This is a genomic window from Mycobacterium sp. 1245805.9 (assembly GCF_001672915.1).
GTDB lineage: Bacteria > Actinomycetota > Actinomycetes > Mycobacteriales > Mycobacteriaceae > Mycobacterium.
Window position 1 is genome coordinate 1 of record NZ_LZKR01000126.1, and the last position, 21,650, is coordinate 21,650.

The 21,650-nt window shown below is 67.6% G+C and carries 22 protein-coding genes and 1 pseudogene; 8 read left to right on the forward strand and 15 right to left on the reverse strand.

The window, feature by feature from the left end; translation table 11 throughout:
- The 3 genes and pseudogenes from A9X00_RS17455 to A9X00_RS17465 all read left to right on the forward strand — a co-directional run.
- Positions 1–473 (forward strand): annotated as a pseudogene (locus A9X00_RS17455) (mammalian cell entry protein); the annotation flags it as partial.
- Complete coding sequence (locus tag A9X00_RS17460; protein ID WP_067155928.1) at positions 467–2,014, forward strand: MlaD family protein; 1,548 nt, start codon at positions 467–469, stop codon at positions 2,012–2,014. The pseudogene A9X00_RS17455 and the gene A9X00_RS17460, both read left to right, overlap by 7 nt.
- 210 nt (positions 2,015–2,224) lie before the next feature.
- On the forward strand, positions 2,225–2,719 hold the full coding sequence (locus A9X00_RS17465; protein WP_067155931.1) for a type II toxin-antitoxin system Phd/YefM family antitoxin: 495 nt from the start codon (positions 2,225–2,227) through the stop codon (positions 2,717–2,719).
- 297 nt (positions 2,720–3,016) lie between these two features.
- Here the strand turns inward: A9X00_RS17465 and A9X00_RS17470 are convergent, their stop codons facing one another.
- Positions 3,017–3,670 carry a TetR/AcrR family transcriptional regulator gene (locus A9X00_RS17470; RefSeq protein ID WP_067155934.1) on the reverse strand — a complete coding sequence of 218 codons (654 nt, stop codon included), beginning with the start codon at positions 3,668–3,670 and terminating at the stop codon, positions 3,017–3,019.
- A 98-nt stretch (positions 3,671–3,768) separates the two neighbouring features.
- Here A9X00_RS17470 and A9X00_RS17475 point away from each other — a divergent pair, with 98 nt between their 5' ends.
- The 3 genes from A9X00_RS17475 to A9X00_RS17485 are packed head-to-tail and all read left to right on the forward strand — an operon-like array spanning position 3,769 to position 7,363.
- Positions 3,769–4,899: a VOC family protein gene (locus A9X00_RS17475; protein ID WP_067156060.1), complete on the forward strand. Its 1,131-nt coding sequence runs from the start codon at positions 3,769–3,771 to the stop codon at positions 4,897–4,899.
- The gene (locus tag A9X00_RS17480; protein ID WP_067155937.1) at positions 4,896–5,840 is read left to right on the forward strand and encodes a fumarylacetoacetate hydrolase family protein; all 945 of its coding nucleotides are present in this window, start codon (positions 4,896–4,898) and stop codon (positions 5,838–5,840) included. Before A9X00_RS17475 ends, A9X00_RS17480 begins: the two co-directional genes overlap by 4 nt.
- On the forward strand, positions 5,837–7,363 hold the full coding sequence (locus tag A9X00_RS17485) for a bifunctional 3-(3-hydroxy-phenyl)propionate/3-hydroxycinnamic acid hydroxylase (protein WP_067155940.1): 1,527 nt from the start codon (positions 5,837–5,839) through the stop codon (positions 7,361–7,363). The genes A9X00_RS17480 and A9X00_RS17485 overlap by 4 nt, the downstream gene beginning before the upstream one ends.
- 75 nt (positions 7,364–7,438) lie before the next feature.
- On the opposite strand, the gene A9X00_RS17490 is transcribed toward A9X00_RS17485, so the two are convergent.
- From A9X00_RS17490 to A9X00_RS17530, 9 genes are all read right to left on the reverse strand, one after another.
- The gene (locus A9X00_RS17490) at positions 7,439–8,317 is read right to left on the reverse strand and encodes a universal stress protein (protein ID WP_067155942.1); all 879 of its coding nucleotides are present in this window, start codon (positions 8,315–8,317) and stop codon (positions 7,439–7,441) included.
- Between the two features lie 160 nt (positions 8,318–8,477).
- Positions 8,478–9,401: a formate/nitrite transporter family protein gene (locus A9X00_RS17495; RefSeq protein WP_067155945.1), complete on the reverse strand. Its 924-nt coding sequence runs from the start codon at positions 9,399–9,401 to the stop codon at positions 8,478–8,480.
- The gene (locus A9X00_RS17500) at positions 9,398–9,667 is read right to left on the reverse strand and encodes a hypothetical protein (RefSeq protein ID WP_067155948.1); all 270 of its coding nucleotides are present in this window, start codon (positions 9,665–9,667) and stop codon (positions 9,398–9,400) included. Before A9X00_RS17500 ends, A9X00_RS17495 begins: the two co-directional genes overlap by 4 nt.
- Entirely contained in the window at positions 9,664–10,293 is a 630-nt protein-coding gene (locus A9X00_RS17505; protein ID WP_067155951.1) for an RNA polymerase sigma factor, read from the reverse strand. The genes A9X00_RS17500 and A9X00_RS17505 overlap by 4 nt, the downstream gene beginning before the upstream one ends.
- A gap of 10 nt (positions 10,294–10,303) precedes the next feature.
- Entirely contained in the window at positions 10,304–11,380 is a 1,077-nt protein-coding gene (locus A9X00_RS17510; RefSeq protein ID WP_067155954.1) for an acyl-CoA dehydrogenase family protein, read from the reverse strand.
- A gap of 11 nt (positions 11,381–11,391) precedes the next feature.
- Positions 11,392–11,916 carry an OsmC family protein gene (locus A9X00_RS17515; protein ID WP_067155957.1) on the reverse strand — a complete coding sequence of 175 codons (525 nt, stop codon included), beginning with the start codon at positions 11,914–11,916 and terminating at the stop codon, positions 11,392–11,394.
- A gap of 326 nt (positions 11,917–12,242) precedes the next feature.
- Positions 12,243–13,079, reverse strand: a complete 837-nt coding sequence (locus A9X00_RS17520) for a DUF3097 domain-containing protein (RefSeq protein ID WP_067155961.1) — start codon at positions 13,077–13,079, stop codon at positions 12,243–12,245.
- A 35-nt stretch (positions 13,080–13,114) separates the two neighbouring features.
- The gene (gene glgX, locus A9X00_RS17525) at positions 13,115–15,211 is read right to left on the reverse strand and encodes a glycogen debranching protein GlgX (protein ID WP_067155964.1); all 2,097 of its coding nucleotides are present in this window, start codon (positions 15,209–15,211) and stop codon (positions 13,115–13,117) included.
- Positions 15,208–15,393, reverse strand: coding sequence for a hypothetical protein (locus A9X00_RS17530; protein ID WP_067155967.1), 186 nt, complete (start codon positions 15,391–15,393; stop codon positions 15,208–15,210). The genes glgX and A9X00_RS17530 overlap by 4 nt, the downstream gene beginning before the upstream one ends.
- Before the next feature lie 272 nt (positions 15,394–15,665).
- On the opposite strand from A9X00_RS17530, the gene A9X00_RS17535 reads away from it, so the two are divergent.
- A complete protein-coding gene (locus A9X00_RS17535) occupies positions 15,666–15,953 on the forward strand; it encodes a DUF3349 domain-containing protein (RefSeq protein WP_067156063.1) in 288 nt (95 codons plus the stop codon).
- Between the two features lie 4 nt (positions 15,954–15,957).
- Here A9X00_RS17535 and A9X00_RS17540 read toward each other — a convergent pair whose 3' ends face one another.
- The 5 genes from A9X00_RS17540 to A9X00_RS17560 are packed head-to-tail and all read right to left on the reverse strand — an operon-like array spanning position 15,958 to position 21,117.
- On the reverse strand, positions 15,958–17,037 hold the full coding sequence (locus A9X00_RS17540; protein ID WP_067155971.1) for an ABC transporter ATP-binding protein: 1,080 nt from the start codon (positions 17,035–17,037) through the stop codon (positions 15,958–15,960).
- A gap of 2 nt (positions 17,038–17,039) precedes the next feature.
- A complete protein-coding gene (locus A9X00_RS17545; protein ID WP_369830765.1) occupies positions 17,040–17,876 on the reverse strand; it encodes a carbohydrate ABC transporter permease in 837 nt (278 codons plus the stop codon).
- Positions 17,869–18,813, reverse strand: coding sequence for a carbohydrate ABC transporter permease (locus A9X00_RS17550; RefSeq protein ID WP_067155977.1), 945 nt, complete (start codon positions 18,811–18,813; stop codon positions 17,869–17,871). The genes A9X00_RS17545 and A9X00_RS17550 overlap by 8 nt, the downstream gene beginning before the upstream one ends.
- Positions 18,810–20,132 carry a sugar ABC transporter substrate-binding protein gene (locus A9X00_RS17555; RefSeq protein WP_067155980.1) on the reverse strand — a complete coding sequence of 441 codons (1,323 nt, stop codon included), beginning with the start codon at positions 20,130–20,132 and terminating at the stop codon, positions 18,810–18,812. The genes A9X00_RS17550 and A9X00_RS17555 overlap by 4 nt, the downstream gene beginning before the upstream one ends.
- On the reverse strand, positions 20,122–21,117 hold the full coding sequence (locus A9X00_RS17560) for a sigma-70 family RNA polymerase sigma factor (RefSeq protein ID WP_067155983.1): 996 nt from the start codon (positions 21,115–21,117) through the stop codon (positions 20,122–20,124). Before A9X00_RS17560 ends, A9X00_RS17555 begins: the two co-directional genes overlap by 11 nt.
- Positions 21,118–21,286: 169 nt before the next feature.
- Here A9X00_RS17560 and A9X00_RS17565 point away from each other — a divergent pair, with 169 nt between their 5' ends.
- On the forward strand, positions 21,287–21,646 hold the full coding sequence (locus A9X00_RS17565; protein WP_369830766.1) for a DoxX family protein: 360 nt from the start codon (positions 21,287–21,289) through the stop codon (positions 21,644–21,646).
- Positions 21,647–21,650 lie beyond the last annotated feature (4 nt).

The following is a 21,650-nucleotide window of genomic DNA, read 5'->3' on the forward strand; positions in this document are numbered from 1 at the left end:
CCGAATTCCCGCCGCTGCTCAAGCATTTCGCCGACAAACAGAACCTCTTGATCAACGCGGTCGACGCGACCGGCCGGCTCAGCCAGGTCGCCGACCAATACCTGTCCGCCTCCCGGGGCGACCTGCACCAGGATCTGCTCGCGCTGCAATGCCCGTTGCGGGAACTGGGCCGTGGCGCGCCATATCTGATCCGCGCGCTCAAGCTGATCCTGGTCCGGCCGTTCGACGTCGACGCCGTGCCGAAGGCGTTCCGCGGCGACTACTTCAACCTGTCGCTGACGCTCGACCTGACCATGAGCTCCGTCGACAACGCCATCCTCACCGGGACCGGATTCTCCGGGGCGCTGCGCGCGCTCGAGCAATCGTGGGGCCGCGACCCCGAAACTATGATCCCCGACGTCCGGTACACGCCGAACCCGAACGACGCCCCGGGCGGGCCGCTGGTGGAAAGGGCGGACAGAGGCCAATGCTGACCCCCTTCATCAAGCGTCAGCTGATCCTGTTCGCCCTCCTGAGCCTCGTCACCGCGGTCGCACTCGGCGGGTACTACCTGCGGATTCCCACCGCGGCGGGGATCGGCCAGTACACGTTGCATGCGGACCTGCCGGCCTCGGGCGGTCTGTACGAGACGGCCAACGTGGCTTATCGCGGCGAGACCATCGGCAGGGTCACCGGCGTCGAGCCGACCCAGTCGGGCGCGCGGGTGACCATGAGCATCGCCGACCGCTACCAGATCCCGATCGACGCGACGGCCAACGTGCATTCGGTGTCGGCGGTCGGCGAGCAGTACATCGATCTGGTGTCGCTCGGCAACCCGGGCAAGCACTTCCAGCCGGGACAGACCATCACCAAGGGCACCATACCCACCGACATCGGCCCGGCGCTGGACGCTGCGAACCGCGGGCTGGCCGCGCTGCCCAAGGACAAGATCTCCTCGCTGCTTGACGAAACAGCCCAAGCCGTAGGCGGATTGGGGCCCGCGCTGCAACGACTGGTCGATGCGACGCAGGCGATCGCCGGCGATTTCAAGACAAACATCGCCGACGTCAACGACATCATCCAGAACTCCGGGCCGATCATCGACAGCCAGGTGGATTCGGGTGACTCGATCGAGCGCTGGTCGCACAACCTGGACATCCTGGCCGCGCAGAGCGCGGAAAACGACCAGCACGTGCAAAGCATCCTGACGCAGGGCGCGCCGACCGCCGATCAGGTCAACGCGGTGTTCGGCGACGTGCGCGAATCGCTGCCGCAGACGCTGGCGAATCTCGAGATCGTGCTGGACATGCTCAAGCGCTACCACAAGGGCGTCGAGCAATTACTGGTCTCCTACCCGCAGGGCGCCTCGGAAGGCCAGACGGTGACGACGCCTTTCCCGGGCTACGCGTCGCTCGGCACCTCGCTGACGATCAACCAGCCGCCGTGTCTGACGGGGTTCCTCCCCGCACCGCAGTGGCGCTCGCCGGCGGACACCAGCCTGGCGCCCATGCCGTCGGGAACCTATTGCAAGATCCCGCAGGACACCCCGGCCAACGCCGTCCGCGGGGCCCGCAACCTGCCGTGCGTCGACGTGCCCGGCAAACGCGCCGCCACGCCGCGGGAATGCCGCGACTCCAGACCGTACGTTCCGGCCGGCACCAACCCGTGGTACGGCGACCCGAACCAGATCCTGACCTGCCCCGCGCCCGCGGCGCGCTGCGATCAGCCGGTCAAGCCGGGACAGGTGATACCCGCGCCGTCGGTCAACAACGGCATGAATCCCGCTCCCTCCGACCGGGTTTCGGGGACACCGCCCCCCGTCAGCGATCCGTTGCAGCGCCCGGGATCGGGCACCGTCCAGTGCAACGGGCAGCAGCCGAACCCCTGCGTCTACACCCCGGGCGGCCCGCCCGCGGCCGTCTACAGCCCGCAGAGCGGCGAACTCGTCGGACCCGACGGCGTCAGGTACGCGGTCGAAAATTCGACCAAAACCGGCGACGACGGCTGGAAGGACATGCTGGGGCCGCCCCGTTAAGGTTGCATCCGGCGAATCACGCTGGCTTACAAAGCGTTTAGCCACATCTAGGTGCTTCCTGCGGCGGGAGCGTCGCCCTCCCCCGCATGAGCGCCTCACCGCCCCGACCAGCGCATTGACACTGACCGTACGTACAGTCATATACTTGTGCATCGTCGGGTTGGCGCATCGCAACGCTCCAGGTCGGTGAGGTTCGGAGATCGGAGCGAGATGCCGGAAGTGATTGGCCTGGGCCAGCTCCGGAGTGACGCGTGCGCATATCTCGAGCGGGTTGCCGCCGGAGAGGCGGTCGATGTCGTCCGTCGCGGCAAGCTGGTCGCGCGAATCCTCCCGGTGGGCGACTGGCGGGTGGCTCCCATCCCGGCGCGATCCGTCAACGCCCCGGCCTCAGACGCGGGCGGCTGGGTCGGCTTGGAGGAACTGCGAACGCGCGCCGGGCGGTGCTTCGACCGGGTCGCGGCCGGCGAGACGATCTATGTCGTCCGCGGCGGACGGATATTGGCACGGATCGTGTCCGCGGGCGACCCCTCGGCGCCCCCGCCGGCGGACGCCGGTCGCCGGATCGAGCTTGACGAGCTGCGCAAGCGCGCGGGTCGCTACTTCGACAAGGTCGCGGCGGGCCAGACGATCGAGGTCGTCCGCGGCGGCAAGCTGGTGGCGCACATCGTGTCGGCCGCTCCGGGCGACGCCCGCAAAGGGGCCTGATCGGCCATCGCCGCTCCGTTTTGCGGCACAAATGTGGGCAGGCTAGCCTAACCGGAATAGATAGGAAGGCTTACTTACTGTGCCGGCTAGGTTCCCGTTTCACCCCCACGCCGATTCGTCCCGCCGCGCCTGGCTGCCCTGCCCGAATTGCGGATGGGGCCGCGACAAGTGCTCGGAGTGCCGCAGCCCCCGCAATTGCGGCGCGCACTGGCAGTACCTGCTGAGCAACCGCGCGACGGTGGTCCACCTGCAATGCCCGGGGTGCGCGAACCTGTGGTCAACCGACACCCGAAACCGCTAGTCCTCGACGAACGCGTCGTCGGGCAGCGGGCGTTGACACACCGCGCGCGCCTCCTCGGCGCTGAGCCCAAAAAGGCGCAGCACGCTTTCCGTGACGCTGTCGGCGGCCCGCGCGTCGTCGCGATCCGGGTTGTCACGCAATAGCTTTCCCAGCCCGAGCAGCGCGCCGCCCGCCATGAAGAGGGCGAGTTCGGGGTCGTCGACCGTGAACCTGCCCGCGTCGACGCCGGCCTTGATGTCACGCAGCGCCCGTGGGGCCAGGCCTCGATCGGACGCGAGCAGTGTCAGCCCGTTGGCCAGCAGGATGTCGCTCTCGCGCGGCCGCCGGCGGAATAGCCGGCCGATCAACCGGAAGCTGGTGGCGAAGGTTTCCGCCGGGTCGTCGATCGACTCCGTCAACCGATCCAGCATCGCTCCGTGCGCGTCGAGGACGTCGGCGACCGCGGCCTCGAATAGTTCCTCCTTACTGTCGAAGTGGTTGTAGAAGGAACCCATCCCCACGTCGGCCGCCTGGGTGATCTCGAGTACGGGCACATTGGTCTTTCCCTCGGCGATCAGCCGCTGGGCCGCCCCGATCAGTGCCGCCCTGGTGCGCTGTTTGCGCCGTTCCAGGCGACTGGGCGGTTCCGGGTCCTCGGGCATCGCGCTCATGTTTAGCAGTATGCCTCACTTTTGAGGATTTCGTCAGATAGACCTTGACGCGCAGCGCTCGGTATGTGACGATTTCGTCAGTTACCTTGGAGATGGCGATGAATCTGACGAAAAATCCCCACCGGAATCTGCACAGCGACGAAGGCGCGCTGCGCGGCGAGCACCCGGGCCGGTCCAGCAACCCGGTGATCAAGGTCGCCGACATCGCCTGGTTGGAGTTCGACAAGCCAGACCTGACGCACGCCGCGGCGTTCGCCCGGGCGTTTGGCTTCCAGACGGCGCGCCACGACCCCGACGAACTACACCTGCGCGGTACCCGTGCGGGCGGGCCGTGCGTGATCCTGCGCCGGGGTCCGCGTACGCGCTTCACCGGCGTGGCCTTCCGGGCCTGCGACGAGGCGGACGTGCTGCGCCTCGCCGACGCGTCCGGTGCCCCCGTGCGGCCGCTGCCGGAAACCATCGGCGGCCTGTCGGCCGACCTGGTCGATCCCAGCGGCATGCCGGTGCGGGTCGTCGCCGGCATGCACGAGCTGCCCGAGCTGCCCGGCCAACCGGTCCACGCTTTCAATTTCGGATGCGACGCGCGGCGAACCAACGCCGGCCAGCGTCCCCCGCGAGTGCCCGCACGCATCGAGAGGCTGGGGCACCTGGTGCTGCAGTCGACGAAGTATCTCGAGACGCTGAATTGGTACCTGGACAACCTGGGCATGATCGTCAGCGACTTTCTGTACTTCCCGGGCCAGCGCCGCCGCGGACCGGCCATGAGCTTCATCCGCTGCGATCGAGGGTCGACCCCCGCCGATCACCACACGCTGGCGTTGGCGCTGGGGCCGGCCAACCGTTACGTGCACTCGGCCTACCAGGTCAGCGACCTGGACGCGCTGGCCGCCGGCGGCGAATACCTCAAGGACCGTGGCTATGTCCGGTCCTGGGGAATCGGCAGGCACATCCAGGGCAGCCAAATCTTCGATTACTGGCGCGATCCCGACGGATTCCTGGTCGAGCACTTCGCCGACGGCGACCTGTTCGACAACACCCTGGAACCGGGATGGGCGCCCTTCACCGCGTCCGGGCTGGCCCAGTGGGGGCCGCCGCCGACCAAGGACTTCCTCGGAACGGACCTCAAAGCAGCTCGCCACGAACTGGTTTCGATGATCACCGCGCTACGCGCACGCAACGAATTCGATGTCAACCGCCTCGCCGGCCTACTGAAAGTACCCACCTCATGACGATTTCCGTGCTGCGCACCGCCTCCGAAACCGGTAACGCCTGGTGGCTGAAGACTCCCGACGGCGCGGTGAAGATCGACACTGCCGCCACTACCACCGCGGCCCTGCTGGCCGACCGCGCCGCGATTGCGGCCGCCGGTGGAGAGCCCGTCGCGCTGGACAGCCTGGCATTGGTCTCCCCCGTCACCCGCCCGTGCCGGGTGATCGCACAGATGACGAACTTCACGTCGCACGTCAAGGACGCCGGGATGGACCCGGCGTCCATTCCGCTGACCTTCTTCCGCAAGGCGTCGGCGTCGATCACCGGTCCGTTCGACGAGATCGTCAAACCCCCGCACGTCAGATTCCTCGACTACGAGGTGGAGATCGGGCTGGTCATCGGCCGCGAAATCACCATCGGCACAACCATTTCCGAGGACAACCTCGCCGAATTCATCGCCGGCCTCGTGGTGACGAACGATGTTTCCGCGCGCGACATCCAGCTTCCCCAAACCCAGTTCTACGAGGCCAAGTCCTACCCGACGTTCACGCCGGTAGGTCCGGAGCTGGTGCTGCTGACGGCCGACGAGCTCAACCGGTTCGGCGACCTGCGGCTGCGGCTGAGCGTCAACGGCCAGGAGCGACAAAACGCGCTCGTCGAAGGCGACATGCTCTATCGGCCGCTCGAGGCGCTGCAATCACTCACCCAGTTTCAGGAACTCGCCGCCGGCGACCTGGTGCTCACCGGCACCCCGGTCGGCACCGCGCTCAGCGCCCCGCCGAAGCCGGTGCAGATGATCTCCAACCTGTTGCCGCCCGCCGTGAAATGGAAGATGTTCTTCAAGGCTCAGGCCGGCAACCGCAACTACCTGAACGACGGCGACGTCGTGGAGGCGGCGGTGGCCACCGACGACGGGGCCATCGATCTCGGCGCTCAGCGCACCGAGGTTCGATTCAAGTGAGCGACGACGCTGTTCCGCGCGTTCCGGTGGTGATCGTCGGCGCCGGACCGACCGGCGTCACCGCGACCACCCTGCTGGCACAGGACGGCGTGGACAGCCTCATCCTCGACCGCTGGCCCGACGTGTACCCGCAGCCGCGTGCCGTGCACTTGGACGACGAGATCTATCGCGTCGTCGCGCGGCTCGGCATGGCCGACGAGTTCGCGGCGATTTCGCGGCCCACCCTGGGTTTGCGCTTGGTGGACAACCGGTTCCGGGTGCTCGGCGAGTTCCACCGCGAGCCCTCCGAGAGCAAAAACGGTTTTCCGCAGGCCAACATGTTCGACCAACCGGAGTTCGAGGCGCTGCTGCGCGCCAACCTCAAGCGGTATCCGAACGCCCGGTTGCGCGGGAACGCTGAGGTCACCGCCGTAACCGACGGTGGACGGGGCGCCCGGGTCACCTTCACGGACAGGACCGACGGCCGGGTGCACCACATCGACGCCGACTACGTGTTGGGCTGTGACGGCGCCAAAAGCATCGTGCGCGCCGAAATAGGCTCTGCCATGCGGGATTTGAAGTTCGAGCAGCGGTGGCTGGTGATTGACGTCGCCAGCGACTCCGACCTGCACCAATGGGACGGCGTGCACCAGGTGTGCGACCCGGTGCGCGCCGGGACCTATATGCGCATCGGACCGGGCCGCTACCGGTGGGAATTCCGGTTGCTGGACGGCGAAAGCGCCGAGCAGTTCGGCACGCTGGAGTCGTTACGACCTGTGATCGCGTCCTGGATCGCCGAAGTTGCCGACTCCGAGATGACGCTGTTGCGGGTCACGGAGTACACGTTCCGGGCGCAGATCGCGGATCGGTGGCGCCGCGGCAACGTCTTCATCCTCGGTGACGCGGCGCACCTCACTCCCCCGTTCATCGGCCAGGGTTTGGGCGCGGGCATGCGGGACGCCGCCAACCTGGCCTGGAAGATCGCAGCGGTCCACCGTGGCACGCTCGATGCAAGCGTTCTGGATTCCTATGAGCGGGAACGCAAGCCGCATACCCGGCACATGATCCGCCTCGCGCTGGGCGTCGGCTGGGCGATGACCGGCGGCGGACGGGTGGGCGATCTCGCGCGTCGCCTGGTGCTGCCCCGGCTGCGGCTGATCCCCGGCCTGCGCGACAAGGTGGTCGACTCGACCACCCCGGCGCTGCGGGCTTCCGCGCTGGTGTGCAAATCGCGCCGGCCGCGCCAGCTCGCCGGCACCCTGTGCCCGAACTCGTTGCTGCCCAACGGCCAGCGGCTCGACGACGTCGTGGGCGGCCGGTTCGCACTGATCACGACGCGCCTCCCCGGCGCCGGCGAGCAAGCCCTCCTCGAGCGCCGCGGCGTCGTCGTCGTGGTCGCCGAGCCCGGCGGCGCGCTCGAGTCGTGGCTGCGCCGTGGCCGCGCCACCGCGGCATTGGTGCGCCCGGACCGGACCGTCATGCGCGTGGGCCGCGACCTTGCGGCCATGTGCGCGTGGACGACCACTGTCCTGCACGCGGGCTGAACTGCCGAGCAGACGCAGAATCGCACGCGGAATGACTTCAGCGTGCGATTCTGCGTCTGCTCGCGGTAGAAGGGTTTAATGAGCCGGTTTGGCGACGAGCACGGGAATCCGTACCGAGTGCAGGAGCGTGTTGCTGACCGATCCCAGCAGCATTCCCGTGAGGCCACCTCGGCCGTGGCTGCCCACGACGACAAGCTGCGCGGCTTCCGCCGCGTCGATGAGGTGGTGCGCCGGCCGGTCGCGCACGATCACGCGTCGGACCGTCACGTCCGGATAGCGGTCCCCCCAGCCCGCCAGGGCTTCGCCGAGGCTGCGCTGCCCCTCCTCCTCCACCGTCGCCCAATCCAAGAACGGCACCTCGGTCGTGACGTCGCTCCATGCGTGCAACGCGACCAGGTCGACGCCCCGCCGCGAGGCCTCGTCGAACGCCAGCTCCGTCGCGTGTTCGGACGTCCGGGAGCCGTCGATCCCCACCAGGACCGGAGCGTCCTCGTCCGGTAGCTCGTCGTCACGGACGACCGCCACCGGACAACTGGCGTGCCGCACCACGGTCGAACTGACCGAACCGAGCACGCCGCGGGCCAACAGGCCACGTCCGGAGGTGCCCACAACGACCATTTCCGCGTCTTTGGACATCTCGATCAGGGTCGTCGCCGGGGTGGAGTACACCAATTCCCGGCCGATGGCGACCTTTCCGTCTTCCGGCATGGCGTCCTCGGCGATCTTGATCGCGTGCATGATGGCCTTCTTGCCGTCGTCCTCCAGCCGTATCGCCAGGGACTCCGGATAGGGAACCGGCGGCCAGGTCGCGGTGGGGGTCGCCACCGCGTGGACGACGGTCAGCGGAACGTTCCTCATTGTCGCCTCGCGTGCCGCCCAGCACGCGGCGGTGTTCGCTGCGGGCGAGCCGTCGACCGCGACGACGACGCCGAGGCGTTTCACGGATTCGGACACTTGGTTCTCCCTTCGTCACCAGCGACGCTATCGGGAGATGGGGGCGTGGTCGTGAGGCTTTAGTCCTCAACCACGGGGACGGAGGACAGTCGCTGAAACCCATTGGGGCCCCGTTGGTTCGCTCAGCCGACCGGCTATTCACTCGGTAGTCGGAATCCGTTTAGATTTGGCGGCGCTGCAGCCGCGCGATGACCCAGAAGGGCAACGCCACGAATACGGTGCCGCCGATCAGATTGCCCACCGTGGTGACACCGATGTTGGTCAGCAAGCCGTCGTGGCCGAGGCCCCAACTGATGCCGGTGCGCGGCGCGGCGGGATGAAACAGGTTGAGCAACAAGGGAAGGCCGAGGAATCCGACGTTCGCGATCACGTGCTGGGTGCCGCCGATCACGAACGCGAACGGCCCGTAGAAGGCGAATGCCATCCGCGCGATGTCGCTGCGGGCCTTGAAGAACATGCACATCGCGGTCTGCAGGAACCAGGTGCACACCACGGCCAGCAACAGCGCGGTGCCGACCGGCTGGCCGGCCTTCAGGGCGCCGACGGTTGCCGCCCGCTCGGCGAAGGCACCCAGATACGGGCCTCCGGCGGCACCGCAGATCGCGACGAACACGAACGCACCGGCGATATTGCCGACGAGGCCGACGGCAACCAGCCATGCGTAGCCACCGAGGCTCATGGTGCGCTTCAGCACGGCAAGCAACCCGGCGGCCATGTCCGCGGTGATCAGCGACATGCCCGACACCAGGATCAGCACGAAGGACATGCCAAACGCCAAGCCCATCAGGAGGCTCGCCACGCCCGGTGTCTTCACGCCGGTGCTCACGACCAACGCGAGCAGCACCCCGAAGGCCACCATCGCGCCGCCGACGACCGAACGCATGAAGAACGCCCACGGGTGCGTCGCCTTTTCCACCGCCATCGCGGCCACCCGGTCCACCATGGCGCCCACGCTCAGCGGCTCGAACGGATCCTCGGCGGGGGCCTGGGTCGCGGCGCCGGGGGTGCCGGACGACAAGGAGACCGGCGTGTCTCCGGCCGTGACTTGGCTTTCCAATTGCGGCGGTTGCGTGTCGATCGTCATTCGTGTCGGCCTTTCGGAAAGTCGTTGATCGCGTTGATGACCCCGGCAACGTGCTCGTCGCTGAGCTTCTCCCCCTCGAAAACGTGGTTGAGCAGGATCTTGAGGTCGAGCATTTGCTGCAGATAGACGAGGCACGGCGGGCAGTCCTCGAGGTGCTTGGCGACGATCGGGCCCCACCGGGGGGGATCGGAATCGACGAGCTCGTCGACGAGCCGCACGAAGTCGACGCAGTCGATGGCGGGGACCATGTTGTCGTAGACGGTCATCGTTGATACCGCCTTTCCAGTTCATTTCGGAGATTTCCACGGGCGCGGTAGAGCAGGGCGCGCTGCGCCTCGGCGGACAGCTGAAGGATCCCCGCCGCCTCTTCGGCCGAGGTGCCGACGAGGTCGCGCAGGATGATCAGCTGTTTCTGCCGCTCCGGCAACGCATCCAGCGCCGCGCGCACGAACCCGACGAGTTCGCCTGTCCCCGTTTGGTCCTCGGGCAGGAAGCGGCGCGACGGCGGCGAGCTCCAGTGCCCGGCGTCGGGGTGTCCGACGGGGTGCATGCGGCCCGCGAGTGGATCGACGGCTTCAGCGTCGGTGGCTGCCAGCACTTCGTGGTCGCGGATCCGCGACTCGCGCCGCCGGTACCGCGATGCGGTGTTCTTGACGATCCCGAACAACCAGGTGCGCACCGAGGAACGTCCCTCGAACGAATCGGACGACTGCAAGACCTGCACCCATGCTTCCTGGACCGCTTCTTCGGCCACCGTGGTCGAAGAGACCATGGTGCGAGCGAAATTCACCATCGGCTGGTGGAAGTCGCGCACCAAACTGGCCAGCGGAATTCCGCCGACCAGGTGTTGAGACTCGGTGCCCTCGGGTGGCAGCGCGACTGGTGTCACCATCGACCCTCGCTCAGGAGCATCTGGCGAGTTCCCAGCGCAGTTGCGCTTCCGACGGGGACTGCACGGGAATGAACGCCGCTTCCCGGTATCGCCGACTGGCCGAGGTCCTGCTGGCGTAGCCCTTGCCCCCGGCGGTCCGGATCTCCAGATCGGCGCCGGCGCCGGAAAGTTCGGCAGCAGTGAGCCGCAGCGACAGCAGCTCTTTCTTCGTCGGCGTCCCTGACGTCTCAGCCCCGCCGACCGCTGCCGCCAACCGTGCCAGCGTCGCCTCCGCCCCGGCGAGCTTCTCCGCGATGCGTTCGACGTCCGCGGCGAAGATCGAGTTGACCCCCGTCAGACCGAGCCTGCTCTGTTCCACCGTGGTTCTCGTCAGCCCCAGGCACATGGCCGACTGCAGGACAAGGAATGTCGGGCGCACCGTGCGCAGGAACCCGTCGAAGTCGCGCGACAGCACCTGCTCGGCGGGAACGTGCGCGGACCGCAGATTCAGACACGAGGACGCGGTGCTGCCCAGTGCCAACAGGTCGAAGTGCTCCCCGACGACGACCCCGGGTGTGTTCAACGGCAAGGCCACGATGAGTTTTTCGCCGGTGTCGGTCCGCGCGGCGGTGATCATCGTCGAGTCCGGGTAGAGGTTGCTGGCCCACCTGATCGGCCCGGACAATTCGTAGCCGGCGTCGACCGGCACGGCCGCGAGTTCCAGGCTGCCGCAGCCGGCCGCTTCCTTGAAGGCCGATGCCATGGCGGTGACCCCCGGCGCGGTTCCGGCGAGCAGCGGCCGCGCCGCCGCGATGCTGAAAGGCGTTGCGGCGGTGAGCAAGTACTCGATCGCCATCCGATGCGCCCATACCGAGAAGCCGGTGCTCATGCACTCGCTCGAGATCCGCCGGACGACGTCGGCCATCTCGGGCAGCCTGCCGTCGGCGTTGCCCGGTGCGCCAATCCCCAGCAGGCCGGCCGCGCCCAGCGCGGCGAAACTGCGGCGCGAGTGGTGCTCGCCGCGGTCCAACCCCCCGGCGTGGGCGCGGATGTCTTCCAGCAGTTGGACTTCCAACTGGCCGGGCGCGGCGTCCGTCGTCGTGGTCATGCCACTCCCTCCTATTCGGTGACCAGCGTCGAGTCCACGGTCACCGGGTTGCGGAACGTGCTGACCACCGGCGACCAGGCGATCGCGTTGTCGTGGATCTGTTTGAGGACCGCGTCGTCGGCGTCGCCGGCGAGGGTGACCCGGCAGCGGACCGCGCTGAAGCCGAGGCGTTTGCCCTCCGGGGTGTCGCCCACCCCCCAGACCGCGGAGATGTCGATGTCGCCCTCCATCTCGACCTCGATCTTGGTCAGGGTCACCCCACGGTGTGTGGCGTTGGCGAGCAGGCCAACCGAGACGCACGACCCCAGGGCGGCCAGGGCCGTTTCCGACGGGTTGGGCGCCGAGTCGTCTCCCAGCAGCGCCGGCGGTTCGCCCACCAACATCGGCGCGAGCCCGCGCACGTAGGTCATGTTGCGGAACCCTGCTTCACAGACCGTCTTCGCCTTCAGCGTCTTCTTGCCGGTGTCGGGGTTGGCCTTGGCATTACACGACAGCCGGTCGAGCCCCTCGGCATCGATGACGAGCGCGTCGGTCATGAACGTCCTCCGTTTCCCGCGGGTGATTGGGTCTCCACGGATTTAGTGCTCCTGAGAAGCGATGCGTGACGGCGGGCGCGCTCGCTTCGCACCGACACTGCGGCGTATCACTTGCCCCAAACGGCGCGGCCGCCGACGATCGCGCGCACCGGCGCGGTGTTGCTCGGATGAACCGACTCTGCCCGATGTCGTGGGCTTAGTCGGCCGGGCCCCGGAGCCCGGATGTAGCTAGCCGGGCGGAGCACAGGTATGTGCCGAGCAGGTCGGGCCCGCCGGCCCGGTTCGACGGGCGAATAAAATCCCGTGGATCTTTTCCGCCCGCTGGTTCAGGCCCCGGGCGGTTGCGTGACGAAGTCGATGAGTTCCTCGACGCGACCAATCAGCGCCGGTTCCAGGTCGTTCCAGTCGCGCACGCTCGAGCGGATGCGCCGCCAAGCCCGGGCGATGTCGGCCTGGTTGTCGTGCGGCAGGCCAAGCGCCTCGCATGCACCGTGCTTCCACTCGATGTGCCGCGGGACCTTCGGCCAGGCCGCCAGGCCGAGCCGCTGCGGCTTCACGGCCTGCCAGATGTCGACGTAGGGATGCCCGACGACCAGGGTGTCGGGGCCGCCCGGTCCCCGGCGTACCGCCTCGGCGATCCGGGTCTCCTTCGAATCCGCGACGAGGTGGTCGACGAGCACGCCGAGCCGGCGCCCCGGCCCCGGCGTGAACTCCGCGACGATGCCCACCAAATCGTCTATGCCACCGAGATGCTCGACGACGACGCCCTCGATGCGCAGGTCGTCGCCCCACACCTGTGCGATCAGTTCGGCGTCATGGCGGCCCTCGACGTAGATCCGGCCGGCCCGGGCGACCCGCGCACGCGCGCCGGGCACCGCGACGGAGCCGGAGGCCGTCCGGCCCGCGGTGGCGGGCGCCGCGCGGCGCGGCGCCGTGAGGATCACCGGGCGCCCCTCGAGCAAAAAGCCTGGGCCGAGCGGAAAGCCGCGGGTGTGACCGTGCCGGTCCTCCAGGTACACGCGGCCGTATTCGACCCGCACCACCGCCCCGACATAGCCGGTTTCGACGTCCTCGACCACCAGGCCGGTGTCGGCGGGGTGCTCCGTCGAGCGGGGTTTGCGCCGACCCGCGGCGAGGACGTCTGTTCCGTAGCGATCGACCACCCGGCAATACTAGGAAGCGTTGCGGCCAAACGGGGTTACGGCGCGCCAGTGGATCGCAGGACCACCGCGGACCGCGGCCCGACCTCCAGCTGCTGCCCGACGCGTCCGGTTCGCTTGGGGTCGAAGGAGTCGCAGACGATGTCCCACGGCCGGAGCGCAAGATCTGCCGGCACAGCGAAGGCCAACGGCTCCCACCAGGCGTTGACGAATACCAGAAAGTCGTCGTCGACCATCGGCGTGCCATCGGGGGCGACGTCGGGATCGGTTGTGCCGTCGATGAACAACGCGATGCTGCGCGCAGCGGGATCCATCCAGTCCTGAGAGGTCATGTCGGCGCCGGTGGGCGTGAACCAGCGCAGGTCCGCGGCGGAGGCGCCGGTGAGGAAGCGGCGCCTGCGGAACACGGGGTGACGGCGGCGCAGCGCGATGAGGTCGGTGGTGAAGCCGATGAGGTCGTCGTCGGGCGCGGACCAGTCAAACCACGTGATCTCGTTGTCCTGGCAGTAGGCGTTGTTGTTGCCTCGCTGGGTGCGGCCCAACTCGTCGCCACCCAGCAGCATCGGGACACCGCCGGACAGCAACAGGGTCAGCAGGAACGCGCGCTGCTGGCGTGCGCGCAGCGCCACCACATCGGGATCGTCGGTCGGCCCCTCCACCCCGCAGTTCCATGACCGGTTGTCGTCGGTGCCGTCGCGGTTGTTTTCACCGTTCGCCTCGTTGTGCTTCTGGTCGTAGGACACAAGGTCGCGCAGCGTGAATCCGTCGTGCACGGTGACGAAGTTGACCGATGCGCTCGGGCGTCTCCCCTCCGCACGGTCCCCGTAAATGTCCGATGAACCGCACAGCCGGGACGCGAACTCCGCCAGACGCCCGTCCTGGCTGCGCCACCAGTCTCGGACGGTGTCGCGGAAGCGTCCGTTCCATTCGCTCCACAGCGGCGGGAACCGGCCCACCTCGTAGCTGTCCAGCTGGCCGACGTCCCACGGTTCGGCGATCAGTTTTGCCTGCGAAATCACCGGGTCTTGACCGACGACATCGAAGAACGCGGACACCGGGTCGAACGCGCCGCCCGCCCGGCCGAGGGTGGCCGCCAGGTCGAACCGAAAACCGTCGACTCCCATCTGCGACAGCCAATAGCGAAGGGAGTCCATGATCAACCGCAGCGTCGTGGGATTGTCGGTGTTCAACGAATTGCCGGTCCCGGTCGTGTCGTAGTAGCTGCTCGGGTCGGCCGGAACGAGCCGGTAGTACGCCGGGTTGTCGAGCCCGCGGAAAGACAGGGTGGGCCCGCCGGCTCCGCCCTCGGCCGTGTGGTTGAACACAACGTCCAGGATCACTTCCAAATCCGCGGCATGAAGGGCGTCGACCATCGCGCGGAATTCCTCGACCTCGGCGCCCGCGTGGCCGGCGCGCGCCGCGGCGGAGTAGTTTGCCTGCGGCGCAAAGAACCCGATCGTGTTGTACCCCCAGTAGTTCGTCAGGCCCCGCTCGAGGAGGAATTGCTCGGGCACGCTGCGGTGGACGGGCAATAGTTCCACCGCGGTGACGCCCAGGTCGGTCAGGTGTTGCAGCGCCGCTTCGTGGGCAAGGCCCGCATAGGTACCGCGCAGTTCCTCGGGAACGCCCGGATGGCTGGCGGTGAAGCCGCGAAGGTGAACCTCGTAGAGAATGCTGTCGGCGAGCGCATGCCGGGGCTTGGCTACGCCGAGCGGCGGGAGCGCCGCGCAAACGAGGCTCCTCGGGACATGCTGGGCCGAGTCCAGAGGGCTTGGCGTCGAGGGGTTTTCCAGGGAATGACCGACCACCTCAGGTCCGAAGCGCACATCGCCCGCGATTGCGCGTGCGTACGGGTCCAGCAGTAGCTTGGCCGGGTTGTAGCGCAAGCCGCGGCCGGGGTCGAAGCGGCCGGCGACCCGAAATCCGTAGGCCTGTCCCGGGCCGATCCCGGGCACGAAGCCGTGCCAGACGTCGCCGTCGCGGTCGGGCATCACCAGCTGCGTCTCGGCTCCGTCAGCGTCGAACAGGCACAGTGTCACCTCGTCACCGCCGGAGGCGACCGCGAAGTTGGTGCCCGTCGCATCGGATGTGGCGCCGAGCGGGTCGGGCCGGCCGGGCACGATTTTCGGTGTCATCGTCCACTCCCCTCGGGTTGCCGAACCGCGAGCCGGTCGGTACCGACCAGCACTCGCGCCACTCCGAAACCGAAGACGAATCCGCCGACGTGGGCGAAGAAAGCGACACCGCTGCCAGCGATCAGCGCGGAGTTCACGATGGGAAACCGACGGGCCGGGATACCGTCGGAATAGGGGATCATCGGGGCGACTCCCTTTGGCATTCGGCGCGGTGTTGGCGAGACAATCGTCGCGCGTGGGCGCTCGATAGTCATTGTTGCCGATAACAGCATCCGCGCCTCGAGCCTGTGCCGGTCCATAACGGCCAAAGCGCTAAGGATTCAGCGGTAAGCATGAGAAATCAATAAATTAGTCGTAAGTAACTGCGTGGCCTTACCGGGCTGATTGCGTTGCCGCTGCTACGTTGCTAAGTGCCGCTAATGCACAGCGTGTGGCGGTGAGCGAGGTGGACGTTATGGACCTGTCCCATTGGGTGTCGAGCATTGTCGCTTTTTTGCGCGCCGGGTACCCCACCGGCATGCCGGCGACGGGTTACGCGCCGCTGGCCGCTTTGTCGCACCGGCGCGTATCCAACGACGAGATCAACACCATCACAAGAGAACTCATTATGCGCAGATGTGCGCCGATCAGCAGCGCCGATGTCGGGGTGGCGATCACCCACGTCACCAACGCGATGCCCTCCGACGACGACATCGCGCGCGTCCAGCGTCGGCTGCACGCGATCGGATGCGCGAGCGCATAGCCGCTCAACAAATCCTGCGGCCGTCGGTGCCGAAGAAGTGCAAGTGTCCGGGCTCAGGGTGTAGGCGCACGCGGCTGCCCTTTTCCGGTGGGTGACGCCCGTCGGCGCGCGCGACTACGGGTTGGCTGATCACCTTGCCCGAACCCGTGATTCGGCCGTAGAGATAGGCGTCCGCGCCGAGCTCCTCCACCACGTCGACTTCCATCTCGACGCCGAGGCCGCCCAGTTCGAAGTGTTCGGGGCGGACCCCCACGACGATCTGGCCGACCTCGTCTGCGGCACCGTCGATCTCGCGCGGCACCCGGATCGGCCAGTCCCCCAGCGACACCGAGGAGTCCACGACGGGAAGCGTGAACAGGTTCATCGCCGGGGACCCGATGAATCCCGCGACGAAGACATTGTCGGGGTTGCGGTACAGCTCGCGCGGCGTCGCAAACTGTTGCAGCACCCCGTCGCACAGCACGGCGACCCGGTCCCCCATGGTCATGGCCTCCACCTGGTCATGGGTGACGTACACCGTGGTGGTGCCGAGCCGCCGCTGCAGGGCGGCGATCTGGTTGCGGGTCTGCACGCGCAACTTGGCGTCGAGGTTGCTCAACGGCTCGTCCATCAGGAAGACCTGCGGGCGTCGCACGATGGCACGGCCCATCGCGACCCGCTGGCGCTGCCCACCGGACAGGTCTTTGGGCTTGCGATCCAGGTACGGCTGCAGGTCAAGCAGTTTCGCCGCGGCCAGCACGTGCTCGCGGATCTCGGCCTTCGGGGTTTTGGCGATCTTCAGTGCAAAGCCCATGTTCTGCGCCACCGTCATGTGCGGGTAGAGCGCGTAGTTCTGAAAGACCATCGCCACGTCGCGATCCTTCGGGTCAACGTTGGTGACGTCGCGGTCCCCGATCCGGATACGCCCGGCGTCCAGCGTTTCCAGTCCGGCCACCATCCGCAGCGAGGTCGTCTTGCCGCAGCCGGACGGCCCGACCAGGACTACGAATTCGCCGTCCCCGACCTCGAGATCGAGGCCATCGAGGGCCGGTCGCTCGGTACCCGGATAGCGCCGCGTCGCCTGCTCGAAACTGACCGATGCCATGGCTACCCGTTCATTCCGGTGACGGCGATGCCGCGGACGAACGAGCGCTGGGCGAACGCGTAGATGACGACCAGGGGCACCATGATCAGCATGGAGGTGGCCATGATCACCGGCCAGCGGGCGACGTATTCGCCGCGCAGCCTGACCAGGCCGAGCGTCAGCGTCGCCAGGCTGTTGCGCTGAAGCATCAGCAGCGGCCACAGGAAGTCGTTCCACACGTTGACCCAGGTGAGCACGGCGAGCACCAGGACCGCCGGCCTGGCGTGCGGCAGCAGGATGCGCCAATAGATCTGCCATGGGGAACAACCGTCCAGGATTGCAGCCTCCTCGAGATCGGTTGGCAGCGTGCGGAAGAACTGCCGCATGAGATAGGTGCCGAAGGCGCTGCCGAACAAACCCGGCACGATCATCGCCCACGGCGTGTCGACCCAACCCAGGGTCCGCATCAGAATGAACTGCGGGATCACCGTCACGGTCAGCGGCACCATCAACGTGCCCAGGTACAACACAAACAACGTTTCCCGGCCGCGAAACTGCAGTCGCGCGAACGCATATCCGGCCAGCGAGCAGAAGAAGACCTGCCCGGCCGTGACGCACCCAGCGTAGAGCACGGTGTTGAAAAACATGCGCCAGAACGGCATCAGCGAGAACACCTCGGTGTAGTTGGACCACCGCGGATGCGCCGGCAACAGCCTGGGCTCGGTCACCTCGCCTTCGCTTTTCAGCGAGCCGGACACGGCCCAGGCGATCGGGAACAGCCAGCACCACGCGATCGCGGTCAGCGCGGTGTACACCACAACGGCGCGAAAGACGTTGCGCTTGAAGACCCGCTCAGCCAAGACCACCGGAAGCCTCCAAGGAACGCTGCCGCGCGAGGCGCAACTGCACCACGGTCAGCACGAGCAAGATCGCGAACATCACCCAGGCCAGCGCCGACGCGTAGCCGAATTCCAGGAACGAGAACGCGTGCTGGAACAGCATGATGCCCAGCACATAGGTAGCGCTTTCGGGCCCACCGTTCGGGCCGTTGAGGACGTAGACCATGTCGAACGCCTGGAACGCGTGGATGATCGAGATGACCACCACGAAAGACATCGCTCCCCGGATCAGCGGCACTGTGATGAACGCGAATTGCCGTATCTCGCCCGCCCCGTCGATCCTGGCCGCCTCGTAAACGCTTTCGGGCACCCCCTGCATCGCCGCGAGCAGGATGACGGTGGCGAACGGCACGCTGCGCCAGACGCTGACGATGCACAGCGAAGCCATCGCCCACTTGGGATCGACCAGCCACGGGATCGGCCCGATCCCGACCCAGCCGAGCATGATGTTGAGCAGCCCGTTGTCGGTGTTGAAGACGAACTGCCACACGACCGCCATCACCACCGACGAGATGGCCAGCGGCAGGAAGACGATCGTGCGGAAAATGCCGATGCCCTTGACATTCCGGTTCAGCACGCCGGCCACCACGAGGCTGATGACCAGGGTGGGCACGACGGTCCCCAGCGTGAAGATCACCGTGTTGCGGATCGCGATGAGAAACAGCGGGTCGGCAGTGAAGAGATCTTTGAAGTTCTTCAGGGCCACAAACTTCGGCGGGCTGAACACGTCCCACCGCTGGAAGCTCATGTACAGCGAGAACCCGAGCGGAAACAGCATGAACACCGCGACCGCCGCCAGGTTCGGCGCGACGAACAGCCGGCCGGCCCGGGCCCGCCGTCGCAACGGGCCCGCCCCGGCCACCCGACCGGACTCGGCGGGTGTGTCAACGGATGTCATGGATTATGTAGCACCTCGTCGAGGGAAGCCGACAGCTCGGTGAGTGACGTCGCCGGCCGGGATCCGCGTAGCACGGGTCCGAAGTTGCGGTCCATCAAGGCGACGACCTTTTCCCATGCCGGGGTGACCGGCAGTCCGTCCGAATACGCCGGCCCTTGGGTGAGCACGTCCAGATTGCGGATCCTGTGGTGTGATTCGGCGAATCCGGTCGAGTTGAGCGCGGAGCGCAGCACCGGCACGAACAATGTCGATTCACCGGTCAAGGCCTGGCCGACGGGCCCGGTCGCAAACTTCACGAATTCCCACGCCTGCTCCTTGCGTTGACTGCTCGCGGAGATGGCCAGCCCGGTGGAACCGATGTTGGAGCGGGCGGCCTGACCCTGCCGGCGTGGTCCCACCGGCAACGGGGCGACGTCGAAGTCCAGACCGTCGGCTCGGATGACGGTCTGGTATCGCCAGTGGCCGCCCAGCGCCATCGCGGCCCTGCCCGCCGCGAAGAGATCGGGTGTGGACATCGACTGCACCTCGGATGCGTTGGGCGCCACCCTGTGCTTGTTGGACAGGTCGGCGTAGAACTGCACCGCCTCGATGAACGCGTCGTCGCCGAAGTTGAAGTGGGTCGGGTTCTTCAGCGGCGTGGACCACGGTACCCCGTTGTTCATCGCGAACAGTCCGGCCGAGTAGTACGAAACAAACATGTTGACGAAGCCCCATTGGGTGGTGCGCCCCGATCCGCTTCTCTTGGTCAGGGCGTGGGCGGTGTCGAGGAATTCCGCGAAATTCCACGGCTGGTCCCACGTTCTGGGCGGCGGCGACGCCCCGGCCTCGTCGAAAAGCCGCCTGTTGTAAAAGAGGAAGTTTCCGGACCATTGCTCCGGGAGCGCGTACTGGCCCCCGTTGAACGCGAAGGTGTCATACAGCGACGGGATGCCGTCGGACCTGAGTTCCGCCGCAAACGCCTGGTCGCGGGCAAGCATGGTGTTGAGGTCCAGCAGCACCCCCTTGGCGGCCAGCTCGGCATAGGTCAGTTCCCACGCCATCAGCACGTCCGGGCACTTGCCGCCGGCGCAAAACGTCGACAGCTGCTGCATGACGCCCGGCGCGGACAACACCGCCCGAACCTTGATGTCGGGGTGGTGGCGCTGGAATTCGTCGACGATGCGCATCCTGCGATCCCGCTCCTCGGGATTGGCCGCGAAGAAGAAGGTCAACGCGTCGTCGTCGCGGTCGCAGCCGGCCGCCCAGGGCGCCAGCGAGGCCGCGGTGAGCGCACCCGCGCCCCGCAGCAGGCTTCGCCGGCCGAACGGCTTATCGAGCATGGTGCTCCCGATGTTGCCCGGTAGCGGGCCCCCGCGCGGGCTGTTTGGGATCTCCCTGGTACCCGTCGGGGCGGCGGGCTTGGGGCGACGGCTCGCTCGGCAGTGTCAAAACGGCCCGCCGCAGCCGCTCGGGCTCGTTGGTGATGTCGATGGTGTGGATGCGGTCGTCCGGGCCGACGCCGATCCGCAGCATGGCCTGTGCGCGGCCGCGGGGCGCGAGGACGATGCCCGGGACGCCGTCGATGAGCAGGACCACGCCGGCCCGCGCGCGGCGGGTGAAGCGGCGGGTCTCCTCGGCGACTTCCCGCGCTCCGCGCACCTCGGTCGCCACATCGGCGGGGACCAGCGCCGCGTCGACCCGGCGCACCACGTCGGGCGCCAGCAGCTCCAGCAGGGCGGCGATATCGCCGCCGCGGGAGGCCGCGAGAAACGCCTCGACGACCGCGAGGTGCTGGGCCGCACGGGCCGGTTCGACCGCCGGCCGGGCGTGCAGGCGTGCCCGGGCCCGGCTTGCCAGTTTCTTCGCCGCGGCCGGCGACCGGTCCAGGAGGCGGGCGACCTCCTCGAACGGCATGGCGAACACGTCGTGCAGCACGAAGGCCACCCGCTCCGCGGGGGAGAGCCGGTCGAGCACGACGAGCAGGGCGCTGCCGACCGAGTCCGCCAGCAGCGCGTCCTCGTCCGCCGGGGCCGCCGCGGCCCCCGCGAGCCGGTCGAGCTCGTGGGGATCGCCGAGTGGTTGCTCGGCGCGCCGCCCGCGCGCCCGGAGCTGGTCGATGGCCGCGTGGGCGGTGATGGTGGTGAACCAGCCGGTGAGGTTGCGGATGTCGTCAAAAGCCGTGCCGCTGGCCTTCAGCCAGGCCGACTGGACGGCGTCGTCGGCGTCGGCCACCGAGCCGAGCAGCTGAAACGCGACCGACCTCAGGTGTCGTCGATCCGCGTCGAACCGTTCCGCGAGATCCGCCAGATCCTTTGGTGCGCTCATGGGTCACCTTTTCCGCGTGGGAGTCGTCAAGACGGTGAACGCATCCATCGAACTCTCTGTCGCAAAGGAGACCAGCACCATGACCCTACCGATTGTGCGCCGCGACGCGCGCTGCGGCCATCCGGATCGCCGCCGCGGAAAAACCAAGTAGGACAAGGGCTTGAAGCAGATGACGAACATGCATACCGCGTATATCGCGATCACGCTGACAACCGCCGTCGTCACCGCTGGAGTAGCGGTGGCCGACCTGATTCCCGCCGGCTTCGTCCTGGCGAACTCGGCCGAGGTGGGGGTGCCGCGCTCGTGGCTGCGGCCACTGGTGGCGATAAAGCTGGCCGGGGCTGCCGGGCTGGTGGTCGGGCTGGTGGGCCTGCGCGCGTTGGGAATTGCGGCCGCCACCGGCTTGGTGCTGTTCTTCGTCGGCGCCGTGGTTACGCACCTGCGGGCACGGGTCTTCTACAACATCGCGTTTCCCGGCGCCTACCTGTGCCTGTCCGCGGGCACGCTGGCGTTGATGGTCGCGCGCTGAACGC

Bases quoted from the DNA above. Each gene is read 5' to 3' on its own strand.
- glgX (WP_067155964.1), bottom strand. From the start codon at position 15,211: ATGACACCGAAAATCGTGCCCGGCCGGCCCGACCCGCTCGGCGCCACA.
- A9X00_RS17500 (WP_067155948.1), bottom strand. From the start codon at position 9,667: ATGACCGTCTACGACAACATGGTCCCCGCCATCGACTGCGTCGACTTC.
- A9X00_RS17535 (WP_067156063.1), top strand. From the start codon at position 15,666: ATGGACCTGTCCCATTGGGTGTCGAGCATTGTCGCTTTTTTGCGCGCC.
- A9X00_RS17505 (WP_067155951.1), bottom strand. From the start codon at position 10,293: ATGGTGACACCAGTCGCGCTGCCACCCGAGGGCACCGAGTCTCAACAC.
- A9X00_RS17470 (WP_067155934.1), bottom strand. From the start codon at position 3,670: ATGAGCGCGATGCCCGAGGACCCGGAACCGCCCAGTCGCCTGGAACGG.
- A9X00_RS17475 (WP_067156060.1), top strand. From the start codon at position 3,769: ATGAATCTGACGAAAAATCCCCACCGGAATCTGCACAGCGACGAAGGC.
- A9X00_RS17480 (WP_067155937.1), top strand. From the start codon at position 4,896: ATGACGATTTCCGTGCTGCGCACCGCCTCCGAAACCGGTAACGCCTGG.
- A9X00_RS17465 (WP_067155931.1), top strand. From the start codon at position 2,225: ATGCCGGAAGTGATTGGCCTGGGCCAGCTCCGGAGTGACGCGTGCGCA.
- A9X00_RS17460 (WP_067155928.1), top strand. From the start codon at position 467: ATGCTGACCCCCTTCATCAAGCGTCAGCTGATCCTGTTCGCCCTCCTG.
- A9X00_RS17515 (WP_067155957.1), bottom strand. From the start codon at position 11,916: ATGACCGACGCGCTCGTCATCGATGCCGAGGGGCTCGACCGGCTGTCG.
- A9X00_RS17550 (WP_067155977.1), bottom strand. From the start codon at position 18,813: ATGACATCCGTTGACACACCCGCCGAGTCCGGTCGGGTGGCCGGGGCG.
- A9X00_RS17495 (WP_067155945.1), bottom strand. From the start codon at position 9,401: ATGACGATCGACACGCAACCGCCGCAATTGGAAAGCCAAGTCACGGCC.
- A9X00_RS17565 (WP_369830766.1), top strand. From the start codon at position 21,287: ATGACGAACATGCATACCGCGTATATCGCGATCACGCTGACAACCGCC.
- A9X00_RS17510 (WP_067155954.1), bottom strand. From the start codon at position 11,380: ATGACCACGACGACGGACGCCGCGCCCGGCCAGTTGGAAGTCCAACTG.
- A9X00_RS17560 (WP_067155983.1), bottom strand. From the start codon at position 21,117: ATGAGCGCACCAAAGGATCTGGCGGATCTCGCGGAACGGTTCGACGCG.
- A9X00_RS17530 (WP_067155967.1), bottom strand. From the start codon at position 15,393: ATGATCCCCTATTCCGACGGTATCCCGGCCCGTCGGTTTCCCATCGTG.
- A9X00_RS17540 (WP_067155971.1), bottom strand. From the start codon at position 17,037: ATGGCATCGGTCAGTTTCGAGCAGGCGACGCGGCGCTATCCGGGTACC.
- A9X00_RS17555 (WP_067155980.1), bottom strand. From the start codon at position 20,132: ATGCTCGATAAGCCGTTCGGCCGGCGAAGCCTGCTGCGGGGCGCGGGT.